The sequence below is a fragment of the Bacteroides sp. CAG:189 genome, from assembly GCF_000432295.1.
Classification (GTDB): Bacteria; Bacteroidota; Bacteroidia; order Bacteroidales; family Bacteroidaceae; genus Bacteroides; species Bacteroides salyersiae.
In genome coordinates, this window is record NZ_HF991091.1 from 50,983 (window position 1) to 66,368 (window position 15,386).

At 39.3% G+C, this 15,386-nt stretch carries 10 protein-coding genes; 7 read left to right on the forward strand and 3 right to left on the reverse strand.

The annotated features are described in order from the left end of the window. The coding region (locus QVP90_RS12855; RefSeq protein WP_288204468.1) for a ligand-binding sensor domain-containing protein at window positions 1-2,835 on the reverse strand (2,835 nt) is incomplete at its 3' end. A gap of 365 nt (window positions 2,836-3,200) precedes the next feature. Between QVP90_RS12855 and QVP90_RS12860 the strand changes: the two genes are divergently transcribed. The 6 genes from QVP90_RS12860 to rprY all read left to right on the forward strand — a co-directional run bounded on the left by QVP90_RS12860 (window position 3,201) and on the right by rprY (window position 14,080). Next, complete coding sequence (locus tag QVP90_RS12860) at window positions 3,201-3,452, forward strand: hypothetical protein (RefSeq protein WP_007482129.1); 252 nt, start codon at window positions 3,201-3,203, stop codon at window positions 3,450-3,452. Between the two features lie 7 nt (window positions 3,453-3,459). Then, window positions 3,460-6,588: a glycoside hydrolase gene (locus QVP90_RS12865; protein WP_021936650.1), complete on the forward strand. Its 3,129-nt coding sequence runs from the start codon at window positions 3,460-3,462 to the stop codon at window positions 6,586-6,588. A 56-nt stretch (window positions 6,589-6,644) separates the two neighbouring features. Further along, window positions 6,645-9,137 (forward strand): sugar-binding domain-containing protein, encoded by a 2,493-nt coding sequence (locus tag QVP90_RS12870; RefSeq protein ID WP_021936651.1) that lies wholly within the window; start codon window positions 6,645-6,647, stop codon window positions 9,135-9,137. A gap of 267 nt (window positions 9,138-9,404) precedes the next feature. Beyond that, window positions 9,405-11,561 (forward strand): elongation factor G, encoded by a 2,157-nt coding sequence (locus tag QVP90_RS12875; RefSeq protein WP_021936652.1) that lies wholly within the window; start codon window positions 9,405-9,407, stop codon window positions 11,559-11,561. A gap of 265 nt (window positions 11,562-11,826) precedes the next feature. Further along, window positions 11,827-13,374, forward strand: coding sequence for a sensor histidine kinase (locus QVP90_RS12880; protein ID WP_021936653.1), 1,548 nt, complete (start codon window positions 11,827-11,829; stop codon window positions 13,372-13,374). A 4-nt stretch (window positions 13,375-13,378) separates the two neighbouring features. Continuing rightward, on the forward strand, window positions 13,379-14,080 hold the full coding sequence (gene rprY / locus QVP90_RS12885; RefSeq protein ID WP_002562540.1) for a response regulator transcription factor RprY: 702 nt from the start codon (window positions 13,379-13,381) through the stop codon (window positions 14,078-14,080). A gap of 63 nt (window positions 14,081-14,143) precedes the next feature. On the opposite strand, the gene QVP90_RS12890 is transcribed toward rprY, so the two are convergent. Together QVP90_RS12890 and QVP90_RS12895 are read right to left on the reverse strand one after the other, a co-directional pair. Then, entirely contained in the window at window positions 14,144-14,320 is a 177-nt protein-coding gene (locus QVP90_RS12890; RefSeq protein ID WP_005933561.1) for a hypothetical protein, read from the reverse strand. A gap of 131 nt (window positions 14,321-14,451) precedes the next feature. Next, window positions 14,452-14,898: a MarR family winged helix-turn-helix transcriptional regulator gene (locus tag QVP90_RS12895; RefSeq protein WP_005933559.1), complete on the reverse strand. Its 447-nt coding sequence runs from the start codon at window positions 14,896-14,898 to the stop codon at window positions 14,452-14,454. 161 nt (window positions 14,899-15,059) lie between these two features. On the opposite strand from QVP90_RS12895, the gene rpsF reads away from it, so the two are divergent. Next, window positions 15,060-15,386 (forward strand): 30S ribosomal protein S6 (rpsF, locus tag QVP90_RS12900; protein ID WP_288204470.1); only part of this gene is annotated, 327 nt, incomplete at its 3' end.

Below are 15,386 nucleotides of genomic sequence, written 5' to 3' on the forward strand. Positions count from 1 at the left end.
AAGCGGTTCAGGCTTAATTGTTATGTTAAATTCAACTTCTTTATTCAAGTTCAGTTCTTTATATCTCAGACTGACCTCTGTAACCAGTGCAGCAAGATTGTCTTTACTCACACAAAGTTTTTTATTTTGCGTCTCTGTTTTACGGAATTCAAGTATCTGATTAATCAGGTTTAAAAGCCGAATAGCACTGTTGTGAATGATAGATATTTTCTTACGTTGATGTGGAAGCAGTTCTTTGTCTTCCTGAAAATCTTCCAGTGGTCCCAGAATTAGGGTTAACGGGGTGCGTAATTCATGAGTGATATTGGTATAAAAGCGTAAACGTTCGTTGTTAAGTTCCTGTTCCTGTTCATGATTCTTCTTTTCCAGTTCATAAAAACTTTGCATATCTACTTTTTTCTTATAAAGATTAAGAAGATAGAAAATGATATATCCTGCGAGAATAAAATAAAGCACTTTTGCCCACCATGATAGCCAGATGGGGGGAGTAATGTGAATAGGAAGAATATTGATCTCGCCAGACCATTTCTGATTATGTATCCGTGTTTTCACTTGAAATTCATACTCTCCCGGTGGAATGTTGTGGAACATTACCGTATTTTCGTTGACGGTGTACCATGAGTCATCAAAACCTTTCAAACGGTATGCGTAATCTATCCAATTAGCTTGAGAATAATCAAGAACGCTATATGCCAGATTAAAAGTGTTTTGTTTGTAAGTTAGTTGTATGGTTTCATTGTTTTGGCCATAAAAGTTTATAGTGTTATTATCTTTATGTGCGGATTGTTCTTCGAATATTTTCATCTCGGTGATGATGACAGGAGATACCTCACGGTTACTTAATACGGTAACCGGATCAAAATAGCGGGCACCATTTATTGAGCCGAAATAAATGATACCATTTTCATCTTTTGTTACGGCTGCGCTGGAGAAATTGCCTATTGGCGTTTTGTCGAAATAGTTGTAGTTTATGAATTGTCCGGTTGCCGTGATATAGCAACTGATACCTGCATTGGTGCTAAACCAGATGTTACCCTCACCATCTTCGGTAATGGCGCGAATATAGGAGTTGTAAATGCCGTCTTGCCGGTTATAAACTTTGTATTCGTGAATTTTATTGGCTGGGAAACAGACTAATCCATCGCCTGTCGCTATCCAGATTCTACTCTCAGAGTCTCTGAAAATATAATTTATGCTATTGGAACAGAAGCCGTTGTATTCATTGAAATGACAGATGGATTTCATTTCGTTGGTGAGGATGGATAATCCTTGTCCGAAGGTACCTATCCAGATTCTTCCTTTTGTATCTTGAATGAGGCTGCGTATGGTATTTTCTGGAAGAGAAGAATTCTCAGTGGTATAATGCATTATGTTTTCATAAGTTTGAGTGTTAACAATAAATATTCCCGAACTGGTTCCTATCCACATATTGTTTTTGTTGTCTTCATAAAAACAACGGGCGTCACAGGAAGAAATCTCTTTAAGGCTGGCATGGGAAAAGTTTTTTTTATTATAATCGTAGATATCTACACCACCCATGAAGGTTCCTATCCATATATTGTTTTGAGAATCGCAATATTCGCTTATAATAGAATTATGGCTCAGTTTCCCATTTTCTTCGTTATAGATGACCGTGCGATTGTCTTTTTCAAAGACATTGATTCCCCCTCCGTCAGTACCGATCCATAACTTATTGTCTTTGTCTGTACATAAACTCAATACGACCCGATTACTAAGACTGTTTTTATAATCTTTAATTGGAGAATAGCTGTGGCTTTTGAAAAAAGGCGGAGTGTGGCCTATAAAATTAATACCGCCCCCATAGGTGCCTATCCAGATGTTTTTGAAAGAATCTTGAAATAAACACCTCGCTGTCGGATTGGATAAACTATAATTATTGCTTCCCACTGTGAGATGTTCCAGATTAAACTGATTTTGCGGGAGGAATAATTGTTGCTTGATATCTACGATAAAGATACCGTTTAGTTCGGTGGCCATCCAGATTTTTTTATTATCCATTTGCCGGATATCGAAAACTGTAGACGTTGAGGGAATATTGGCTATTTGATTTATGGAGAAAAATTGTTCTGTTTGGGTGTCGAATAAAGCAGTTCCCCTTTCAGTTCCTATCCATATATTGTCGGTACTATCTTTGTATATGCAGTGAACATGATTTCCGGGTATACCGTTTTTATTGTCGGGATTATACTTGAAATTCTTTACACGTTTGGTTTTCAATGAAACAATACTCATTCCATGTTCTACGTGGCCAATGTATATTTTTCCATTGCCGTCTTCTACTACCGTCCAAACATTGTTGGATGGTAAATTGGGCAAAGTCGTGGTATTGTAATGAGTAAATTCTCCGGTGTTCTTATTGAAGTATTCTATTCCCCTATGATAAGTACTGAGCCATAAATTGCCGTCACTTGCAGGTGAGATATGTGTAACGTCGTTTGTGATGAGGCTATTAGGATTGGAGTCGTCATGTGTAAATACGGTTAATTCATCTTTTTCATAATTGTATGCATTCATGCCCGCCCGTTGAGTTGCTATCCAGATAATCGGTTCTGTAGGATCGGCATAAATACTGTTAAGTTCATTACCACTAATATGGTTCGTGTGTTTGTAATAGTTAATGAAACGGTTGCCGTCAAATTTATTGAGCCCTTCCTCGGTGGCAAACCACAAAAAACCGTCTTTATCCTGAGTGATGTTTACAACACTGTTATTCGATAAGCCTTGTTCTATTCCCAATTGTTTGACATAATAATTTTGAGAATATAGAAAAGAGGAGAAAATAAGGACGAGACTTGTCAACAGGCTTTTCATCATTTGCATATGTGTTTGGAAATAAGTACTTAACTTCTTTAATTATTGACCGTCAAATATACTATTTAATTTCTATTTCACTGATGATAAAAACTTCTTTGCACGATTCACTGTCTATATTTGAATGATTTGGTATGTTTCGGGGGCGCGATGGGGATGAATCTGATTTCTGAAAGACCGATTCATTTTGTATGCACGATTTAGCGCTTATCGTTGCACGATTTTTGGTCTATTGCTTTGCTGTTAAATACATAGATTTGCAATAATAGAACAGAGGGTGAGGGAGATTAGGTGATCTTGGATTTAAGATAAACTGTTTTGGACAACGCTTTGTTTGAATAAATTGTTTCACTTTAATTTTAATATGTATGAAAAAGAGTTTAGCACTATTGGGGAGACTGACCGGCATTTCTCCTGTAAAAGACATTTGTCCTGTACCGAAATCCGATAGAGATTTCTCTATTGAAGGAGTTGTGATTGAACAGACTGAGCTGTATAATAAAAAAAATGAATCGGGAATTGATGTTGCTGACCTGAATACAGGCATTTGCATTATGTACACTGAGAATATTGATAATATGATAATGTCAGTGAAAATAGTAAACAATATAAATATCTAATACAAATATGACCTTAAAAAAAATACTCATATATCTCGCCTTGGTTTTGCCGCTATGTTTGTCTGCACAAAATTATGCTGATTATAAACTATATGCTTCATATGACTTTGAACAAGGCGTGATCGACAGACAGGCTAATACAAGCTTGGAGTTGAAAAATGGTGCCAGGATTGTGGAAGACGCTGTCCGTGGAAAAGTTCTTTATTTTAGTGGCGATAAGCGTCAACATGCTGTAATGGTGCCCGCACCTGTTATGGGAGACACAATGTCCCTTTCTTTTTGGTATAAGCGTAGTTCACGGGATGATTCTAAGGTTAGTTGGAAACAGATCTTTGAATTCTATAATTCCGTTGACGGTAGCAATATTTATTTTATGCCTGTATATGGATTTGATGATTCGCTAAGTGGTGTTGTTTGCGATGCCAGAACATTCAATTCGGGTGTTTGGGAACCGTTGTACGGTCCATGTATAGATGCGAATGATGCGTGGCATCATGTTGTCTTAGTAGTACACGAAACCTCTTGGAGTTATTATCTGGATGGTGAGAAAGTGGGAACAAAGAATATTTTTGTCTCTTTATCTCTTATGAATCTGACACATCTGTTTTTTGGAATGAATCCTAACCGTGAGCTACATCCGTCGACTGGTTCGATAGATGATATTAATATTTATCATTATCCGTTGAGCCAGAGTCAGGTTTCCCAAATATATGCAGGTGAAGCTATCACGGAACCACTTGGAGAAGGGCCTCTTACCTTTCATTTTGATAATAATTTGAATGAAGAAGGCAGGCGTATAACTCTTGATGGCTTTAAATATTCATTTGTTCGTGACGGTCAAAGAGGGCCGGCCGTAAAAATAGATGCAGGGGGACAACTGAATTTCTCTGATAATATCTTATCTAACGGTTCGTCAACCATAAACTTTTTGTATAAAAAAGAATCGATTGGTGCCACCGATGATGGAAAATATATCTATCAGGCTTCAAAAGACGATGACAACAGCTATGGTATTAAAATAAAAGTCGATGGTGATGCGGCTTACCTTGTACTGGAAACGATAAAGAATGGTGTAAAGAATGAAACAGTAAGCCAGGAAAAACTTGAATCTGATGAATGGAATGCCATAAGTATTTTCTACTCCATGACTGCCCAGAATAATATGCGAATTTATCAGAATGGCAAACAAATCATTGTAAACGCAGGGGTGGAAACTTATAGTTTGGGATTGAATCAGTGGAGCTTGGGAAGTACCACTGCTTCAAAAAGTGCAGGTGGGCTTTATGATGAATTCGTAGTGGAAAATTATGCAATGAGACCGGACGGGGTAAACGAATATTATAAAAGTAATCTTACTTCCTTAAGTATAACTGTTGATTTTGCCAATAAACATCAAACTATACGTAATTTTGGTGCTTCCGATGCTTGGGATGCCGACGTATTAGGTAAGTACTGGCCCGAAGAAAAAAAGAATCGGCTCGCGGAACTGCTTTTCAGCAAAGAATTTGATAACGAAGGAAATCCTAAGGGGATCGGATTGTCTTGCTGGAGGTTTAATATCGGTTCGGGGTCTGCGGAGCAGGGCGAAGAAAGCAAAATAGCGGGACCCAGTAAGCGTACTGAATGTTTCATGAATCCTGATGGTACTTACAATTGGGAGAAACAAAAAGGACAACAATGGTTTCTCAAGAAAGCTGTACTGGATTATGAAGTAGAAGATATTGTCGGTTTCATGAATTCTCCCCCCGTATATTTTACTAAACACGGATATGCTTTCAATCAGGAAAACGGATGGGATTATATTCTTGCATCTGATAAATACGATAATTTTGCATCGTTTACTGCCGATGTCGTAGAGCATTTTGATAAGGAAGGTATTCATTTCGATTATATCAGCCCGATAAACGAACCGCAATATCAATGGGGACCCGGAGGTGACGGATGGGCCGGTCAGGAAGGATCGCCTGCTACTGACCAGCAAATTGCAGATGTTACGAAAAGTATGAGTAGGGTAATTGCTTCCAGAAAGCTCACAACGGAAGTGTCTATTGCAGAAGGCGGTGCGATTGGTAGCTTAATAGCTCAAATACCGAAATTCTGGGGTAACGAAGAACCGGATATGAAAGTAGGTGGGCTGCCGAATGTTTCTTATGTGGCATCCGGCCATAGTTATTGGAGCGACCGTAATCCGGAAGATATGTATAATAGCCGTGTACATCTTCGGGAAGTAATGGAGGCGACAGATGACAAGCTCGAGTATTTTCAGACCGAATACAGTCTTTTAGACGGCGGTTATACTTGGGGACATCCTGGTGGCATAGTAGGAAACTTTCGTGAGATAGAGTGTGCAATAGCCCTTGCCCGTATGTTGCATGTCGATTTATCAGTGGGTAATGCTACCGGATGGCACTGGTGGACTGCTTTCAGCCAAGGAAAACATTTGGGAGAAAGCCGCTTTGCATTGCTTGAGACGATGACAACAAAAGATATGACAGATGGTTTTTACAACGATACAAAACTTCTTTATACACTTGGGCAGTACTCCCGCTTTGTACGTCCGGGAATGAAACGGGTGGAGGTAAATCGTTCTGATAATTTAAGCGTCATAGCAGCGCTGAGAAATGATATGTATTCTGCATATATTGATGAAGAAACCAATCAGGTTATTATTGTTGCGGCAAATTCAAAGATCACTCAAAGCAGGATTGAGTTGGCAGTAGAAAATCTGCCTGTATCTGCTAATAGCGGTTTAGAATTTACTCCTTATATTACTTCTGATAATGATGATATGAGAGCTTATCCGAAAATCAAGGAAGGGGAAACATTTATCTTGCCTCCTCTTTCTATAGTAACATTTGTTTCGGAATCTACCGTTCCTTCTTCAATAACAGAAGAACCAGAGGAGATAAATATCCATATTTATCCTAATCCTATCGTTGATGAAGCAACTGTCAACAGTAGAAATACGATACGAAATATCACAGTATATGATGTTTATGGAAAAGTAGTTTATCAGCAGGCAGGTATCAATGATAATATGTGCAAGTTGTTTTTGCCGGGATTGTCTGCCGGTATATATATCGCAAATATAGAAACTGATGAAGGCTATAGAATACAAAAGATCGTGAAGAAATAATTTTAAAGATGCGGTTTTAAAAAGAAACCGCATCTTTAGACACAAAAACAATAGGTATGAAAAGAAAATTAAGTGCATTGATATTGATAGTTCTATCAATATTTCTATCTGATGATCTATTTGCCGATCCGATGTTTGGAAAAAAAGAATTAATAACGGACGATTGGCAGTTCATCTTAAATGATTCTCCGGAGCTTCCTGACGCAAATCAGAATTGGTTAAAAGTTGACTTGCCGCATGATTGGAGTGTGCGAGGACAATTGAGTCCTACATTAGCCAGTTGTACGGGATATCTTCCCGGAGGAACCGGCTGGTATAAGAAAAAATTAAAAATAGCAGATGAATTAAAGGATAAAAAGCTTTATGTATATTTTGAAGGTGTGTACAACAGGAGTGAGGTCTACATTAACGGACACTTATTGGGTAAACGTCCGAATGGTTATATTTCTTTTATGTATGATATTACCTCTTATGTAAAGTATGATTCGGATAACATGCTTACGGTTAAGGTAGATCATAGTCGGCGGGCTGATTCTCGCTGGTACACCGGATCTGGTATTTACCGGAACGTCTATTTGGTGGAGGCCAATCCTGTGCATATTGCTCAATGGGGAGTATATACTTATCCGAAGTCGGTAGCAGAAAAACAAGCTGTTCTTCATGTCGAAGTGGAAGTAGAGAACGAGTCGGACGTAAATTCTACTGTAACTGTAAACAATGAATTGATTGATACTGAAGGAAATACGGTGGCAAGGAAATCTGGGAAATTATCCATACAATCCGGTCTGAGTGAAAAGATCCGGTCTGATTTAAAAGTAAATGCCCCTCGACTTTGGGATATCGACCATCCCAATCTTTATCAACTGAAAACCACTGTTTCTAAAAATGGAGAAATCATTGGTGAAACAGTGGCCAAAGCCGGTTTACGATCTTTCACTTTCGACCCTGATAGAGGATTCGCACTCAATGGCAACTGGATGAAAATGAAAGGAGTGTGCATTCATCATGATGCCGGAACTTTAGGAACGGTTGTTCCACGGGACGTTTGGAGGAAAAGGTTACTGAATCTGAAAGAGATCGGTTGTAATGCCATTCGTACGAGCCACAATCCGCAAGCTCCCGATTTATATGATTTATGTGATGAATTGGGGCTTCTGGTTTTGAATGAGGCTTATGATGAATGGGAGTTTCCTAAACGTAAGTGGATAGAAGGCTGGAACGTAGGCGTACCCGGATTTCAAGGTTCATACGATTTCTTTCGGGAGTGGGGTGAGAAAGATCTTGCCGATATGGTACAACGTGACAGAAATCACGCATCTGTATTTGCATGGAGCATAGGAAATGAGGTTGATTATCCGAACGATCCTTATTCGCATCCCATACTTGATGGAGATGGAGGTTTTACTCAGGCCATGTATGGCGGTTATAAAAAAGATGCACCCGACGCGATGCGTCTTGGGGATATAGCGAAAAGGCTTGTAAAAGTAGTAAAACAGTATGATATTTCTCGTCCTGTTACTGCTGGTTTGGCCGGAGTAGCGATGTCTAACGAAACGGAATATCCCGGTGCTTTGGATATTGCCGGATATAACTATACGGAAAGCCGGTATGATTCAGATCATTTAAAATATCCCGGTCGTGTGATTTATGGAAGTGAAAACCGGCACGATATGGAAGCATGGAGAGCGGTTAGGGATAAAGAACACATATTGGGGCAATTTTTGTGGACTGGTATCGACTATTTGGGGGAATCCGGCAGATGGCCTTCGCGTGGATTCTATTCGGGGCTTTTGGATTTTAGTGGAGAGATCAAACCGCGCGGTTATTTTCGTCAGGCACTTTGGTCGACAAAACCGATGGCTTATATTGGAACTTATCCCACTCCGGGAATGAGAAGCGGGAGTTTGATGAAAGATGTTTGGTCTGGGTTGGAGGCATTGAATAGCGGAAGCGGTTATATCGAGAAGACGCCTTCTATGGATGCGTGCCCCATCTGGAATTATATTGCCGGACAGTCTGTTCGTGTGGTTTGTTACACGAATGCTGCAAAAGCCAGATTGGAATTGAATAATAAAATTGTCGGCCAAACAAAAGATTATGATGATAATACGGGAATTATCTATTGGGATATTCCTTTTGAGTCTGGTAGATTGGAGGTGATAGGGCTGGATGTTAATGGCAATGAAGTCATACGTCATGCGATACAATCTTCAGGCCGGCCTTATGCATTGAAAATTGTACATCAGAATAATGTTATATCCAAAGATAAGGGGCTGGCTCAGGTAAGTTTAGAGGTGGTAGATGAAGAGGGTATTCCGGTGATGATTTCAGATGATGAAATAACGTGTCATATAGTTGGCCCTGCACGGCTTTTGGGATTGGAAGCGAGTAATAACTCTGATATGGGAGATTATACAGATCACGTTCAGCGTGTGTTTCATGGACGGTTGCTGGCATATATACAGGCTTCCGGAGCAGAAGGAATAATAAAAGTAAAATTCACATCCCCCTGGCTTAAGGAAATACAAACTGAAATTGCGACAAAATAGGATAATTGAATGCCTGTTTAAATTTCACATCCTTCGTAGAGGTTGTATGCCATGCACCTCTACAAAAAGTGGTCGTTCGGCATTTAACCTTTTTTACTCTGCGAACAGTTTCTTCCCGTTTTGTTTATTTCCATAACGTGTTACATAACATTGTTTAGTAACACAGTGCTCTTTGTTGCTTTTCCCCTTATTAATTCCTAATTTGCGCCACACTAAAATAATGGTATGCGAGAACATACTGAGTAATTCATTTAAATCTTATATATTATGAAGGTATATCAGACTAACGAAATTAAGAACATCGCCTTATTGGGAAGTTCTGGCTCTGGGAAAACCACTCTCGTGGAAGCAATGCTTTTCGAGAGTGGTGTTATAAAACGTCGCGGAACAATTGCCGCAAAAAATACAGTTAGTGATTATTTCCCTGTTGAACAAGAGTATGGCTACTCCGTTTTCTCTACCGTATTCCATGTAGAATGGAACAATAAAAAGCTGAATATGATAGACTGTCCGGGTTCGGACGACTTTGTAGGAGGCACAGTTACTGCACTTAATGTGACCGATACAGCAATTCTTCTTCTTAATGGCCAATATGGCATCGAAGTCGGTACACAGAATCATTTCCGTTACACTGAAAAATTGAATAAACCCGTTATTTTCCTTGTCAACCAGCTTGATAATGATAAATGCGACTATGATAATATCTTGGAACAGTTAAGAGAGGCTTATGGCTCAAAAGTTGTTCCTATCCAGTATCCTATTGCTACAGGTCCCGGCTTTAACGCCCTTATCGATGTTCTGTTGATGAAGAAGTATTCATGGAAACCCGAAGGAGGTGCTCCTATCATTGAGGATGTTCCGGCCGAAGAAATGGATAAGGCTATGGAATTGCACAAGGCGCTTGTAGAAGCAGCTGCCGAAAATGATGAGGGACTGATGGAAAAATTCTTTGAACAGGATTCATTGACTGAAGATGAAATGCGTGAAGGAATCCGTAAAGGGCTTGCGGCTCGTGGAATGTTCCCTGTCTTCTGTGTATGTGCGGGTAAGGATATGGGTGTACGCCGTTTAATGGAGTTTTTGGGTAATGTTGTTCCGTTCGTTTCTGAAATGCCTAAAGTAACGAACACCGAAGGCAAAGAGGTGGCACCCGATGCTAATGGCCCTACTTCCCTCTATTTCTTTAAAACCAGTGTCGAACCTCATATCGGAGAGGTGTCTTATTTTAAAGTAATGAGTGGAAAAGTGCACGAAGGCGACGATTTGGTTAATGCCGACCGTGGATCAAAAGAGCGTATGGCGCAGCTTTATGTGGTAGCTGGTTCCAATCGTATTAAAGTGGAGGAACTTTTAGCCGGTGATATCGGAGCTACTGTAAAATTGAAAGATGTTAAAACCGGTAATACGCTGGATGGTAAGGATTGTGATTATAAATTTAATTTTATCAAATATCCCAACTCGAAATATTCACGTGCCATCAAACCTGTCAATGAGGCTGATGTGGAGAAGATGATGAGTATTCTAAACCGTATGCGTGAAGAAGATCCGACTTGGGTGGTTGAGCAGTCTAAGGAATTGAAGCAGACGATTGTACACGGACAGGGAGAATTCCATCTGCGTACTTTGAAATGGCGCCTGGAAAATAATGAAAAACTTCAGGTGAAATTTGAAGAGCCGAAGATACCTTATCGCGAAACGATAACCAAGGCTGCCCGTGCCGATTATCGCCATAAAAAGCAATCCGGAGGTGCAGGCCAGTTTGGTGAGGTACATCTTATTGTTGAACCATACAAGGAAGGAATGCCTGTGCCGGATACTTACAAATTTAACGGGCAGGAATTTAAGATCAATGTAAAAGGTACTGAAGAGGTACCATTGGAATGGGGAGGAAAATTGGTTTTTGTCAATAGTATCGTCGGAGGTTCTATCGATGCCCGTTTCTTACCTGCTATCTTGAAGGGGGTGATGGCACGCATGGAGCAAGGGCCGTTGACCGGTTCGTATGCCCGTGATGTACGTGTGATTGTGTATGATGGAAAAATGCACCCGGTAGATTCCAATGAAATTTCTTTTATGCTGGCGGGACGTAACGCGTTTAGTGAAGCCTTTAAGAATGCCGGTCCGAAAATTCTGGAACCTATTTATGATGTGGAAGTATTTGTTCCGTCGGATAAGATGGGTGATGTAATGGGTGATTTGCAAGGACGCCGTGCCATGATTATGGGCATGAGCAGTGAGAAGGGATTTGAGAAACTCATAGCTAAAGTGCCTCTCAAAGAGATGTCTTCTTACTCTACGGCTTTGAGTTCTTTGACCGGTGGGCGTGCTTCGTTTATTATGAAATTCGCAAGTTACGAACTGGTACCTTCCGATGTACAGGATAAGTTAATTAAGGACTTCGAAGCCAAACAGGTAGAGGAGTAATTATTATTCGTTTATAATGCTTTAGCCGCTTTTCTTTCTTTTGAAAGAGAAGCGGCTTTTTTACTTAACAATGATTAAGAAAAGTGGAATTATTCAAGAGAAAGATTTAATTTTTTATTAAATTTGCAAACCAAAGGGTAGAATGTTTTGTTATAGTCGTCAGAACATGAGCTAAATATCGCCTTTCGGTTAATTTACGAGAATGTACGGTTAAAACAGGTTAATGTGTTAGGCGTGTTAATTAGGGAGTGTTAATTTTGTTGCTATGAAAAAGTCAACAATCTGGATATTAGGTATTGTAATGGGTCTTTCCTTCCTCGGATTACTTTACTTGCAAGTGAGTTATATAGAGGCAATGGTAAAGATGCGCAAAGAACAATTTGATAATTCTGTGCGGAATAGTCTGTATCAGGTATCAAAAGATGTGGAATTTGCGGAAACGGACCGTTGGCTGAGAGAGGATATTTCTGAAGCCGAACGGAAAGCACTGACAGTCTCTTCGACTATACAAGGGGAGGATTTGATTCAGCAAACGCAACGTTTTACGGTGAAATCACCGGATGGAAGAATGACGGATTTCGAATTAAAAGTGATGACGAACAAACCGTCGGAGTTACCCAAAATGATGATTTCACGCAGGCATGGTGGAAATACGATTCCGAAAACATCGAAATCACTGCTCGATGCGGTTAAGAATCGTTATATGTATCAACGGGTTTTGCTTGACGAAGTAGCACTGCAAATGGTTTATCGTGCCAGTGACAAGTCGATAGGCGAACGCGTAAGGTTTAAGGATTTGGATGATTACTTGAAGTCGGCCCTTCTTAATAATGGTATAGAATTGCCTTATCACTTCACAGTAATCGATAAAGATGGACGAGAAGTATACCGTTGTGCGGATTTTGAAATGAAAGGAAGCGAGGATTCTTATACCCAACCTCTTTTTCAGAACGATCCGCCGGCCAAGATGAGTATCGTAAAAGTACACTTCCCCGGAAAAAAAGATTATATTTTCGACTCGGTGAGCTTTATGATTCCGTCTATGATATTTACTTTCGTGTTGTTGATAACGTTTATTTTCACGTTGTATATCGTTTTCCGTCAGAAGAAACTGACAGAAATGAAGAACGATTTTATCAACAATATGACACATGAGTTTAAGACGCCGATATCAACCATCTCGCTGGCGGCACAAATGCTGAAAGATCCTGCGGTGGGCAAGTCTCCACAGATGTTCCAGCATATATCGGGAGTGATCAATGATGAGACGAAGCGACTGCGTTTCCAAGTGGAGAAAGTGCTTCAGATGTCAATGTTCGACCGACAGAAAGCGACGCTTAAGATGAAAGAAATCGATGCGAACGAGCTGATAACAGGGGTGATAAATACTTTCACTTTAAAGGTGGAACGATATAATGGTAAGATAACATCGAACCTTGAGGCCACTGATCCTGTTATATTTGCAGATGAAATGCATATCACCAATGTGATCTTCAATTTGATGGACAATGCGGTGAAGTATAAGAAACCGGAAGAGGACCTGTTGCTAAATGTCAGAACTTGGAATGAACCGGGAAAACTGATGATTTCTATACAGGATAACGGTATCGGTATAAAAAAAGAAAACCTTAAAAAGGTATTTGATAAGTTCTATCGCGTGCATACAGGTAATCTGCACGATGTAAAAGGATTCGGATTAGGGTTAGCCTATGTGAAGAAGATTATTCAGGATCATAAGGGAACTATCCGTGCCGAGAGCGAATTGAATGTGGGAACAAAATTTATTATTGCATTACCTTTATTAAAAAATTAATGATATGGACGAGAAACTGCGTATTTTATTGTGCGAAGATGATGAAAATCTTGGCATGCTTTTAAGAGAATATTTACAGGCAAAAGGTTATTCTGCTGAGTTGTATCCGGATGGAGAAGCTGGTTATAAGGCTTTCTTGAAGAATAAGTATGATTTGTGTGTGTTTGATGTAATGATGCCTAAGAAAGACGGATTTACATTGGCGCAGGATGTACGTGCTGCAAATGCGGAAATTCCTATTATTTTTCTGACAGCAAAAACACTGAAAGAAGATATTTTGGAAGGTTTTAAGATTGGTGCGGATGACTACATAACCAAACCTTTCAGTATGGAAGAACTGACTTTCAGAATCGAGGCTATCTTAAGACGTGTGCGTGGAAAGAAGAACAAAGAAAGTAATATCTATAAAATCGGTAAGTTTACTTTCGATACACAGAAACAAATTCTTGCCTCGGAAGGGAAGCAAACGAAACTGACTACAAAAGAATCGGAATTACTTGGTTTGCTTTGTGCACATGCAAATGAAATCTTGCAACGTGATTTCGCTTTAAAGACTATCTGGATTGATGATAACTATTTCAATGCTCGCAGTATGGATGTATACATCACTAAATTGCGTAAACATTTGAAAGAAGATGACTCTATCGAGATTATCAATATTCACGGAAAAGGGTACAAACTGATTACTCCTGAAGTTGAAAACTAAACGGAGGATAAAATAAAAAAGTCCGGAAATATTCATTCCCGGACTTTTTTATTTCCATTAATATCAATCTGCGATTCTCTTGTTGATTACAATATAAGAGATAAGACCTAAAACTACCAAGACTACAGAAGTTCCTAAGATGGCATTGTTGTTTACATTGCCAGTAAAAGAACAAGCAATCAAGATGATTACTCCAGCCAAGATCAATATTAATCCTAAATTCTTTAATAAGCCTTTCATGTGTGTGTATTTTTATAGATTATTTTATTCTTAGCCACAAATTAAAGCATAATTCTTTAACGGGCGAAATTATTTATGCAAAAAAACTATTATTCAGTGTAAATAGTCAGTTTTTGCATATTTATAAACATCTAATCTTTGGTATTAAAGAATATTTTTCTCAGAACTTCCTGGCTGACGCTTAGCTCTTCAACGGTAATACCTTGTAAGGCTTCCATGAGAGTCCGGTTGGCTATAAGACGTGCCTTTTCCTCCAGTTCCTTACCGGTTTTTGTTAAGTGGATGAGGTTGGTACGGCGGTCTTTCTTGTCTGAGATACGAACTACAAGATGCTGACGTTCCATATTGTCTATCAGCCGGGTCATGCTTGGCTTATCTTTAAAAGTTGCATTACACAACTCTTGCTGGGTCACACCGTCTTTTTCCCAAAGAAAAATGAGTACGGTCCATTGTTCTGGACTGATTTCCAAACCGCCTTGGCGGAAGTTACGGTACAGCTTTCGGTTAATAGCAGCAGAGACTTTGCCATTCAAAATGGCAAAAATAAGTCGGATGTCAAAGTTAAACTGTTCTATCATGAAATTATTGTTTCAACAACTTTGCAAAGGTAGGATGCTTCTTCGATAAATCCTATTTTCCGGGTATAAAAAAAGATTAAATGTTTGTTGTTCAAAATAAAATGTCTAACTTTGCACCCGCATTTTTAAATCAAATAAATTATTTATTTAATTAAACGAGTATGAATCAATACGAAACCGTTTTCATTTTAACTCCCGTTTTGTCTGATGTTCAGATGAAGGAAGCGGTAGAAAAATTCAAAGGCATTCTTCAGGCTGAAGGTGCTGAGATTATTAATGAAGAGAACTGGGGACTGAAGAAGTTGGCTTATCCTATCCAGAAGAAGTCTACAGGTTTTTATCAGTTGATCGAGTTCAATGCAGATCCTACTGTTATCGACAAGTTGGAACTGAATTTCCGTCGTGACGAACGCGTGATCCGTTTCTTGACTTTCAAGATGGATAAGTACGCTGCAGAGTATGCTGCTAAAAGAAGAAGTGTTAAATCA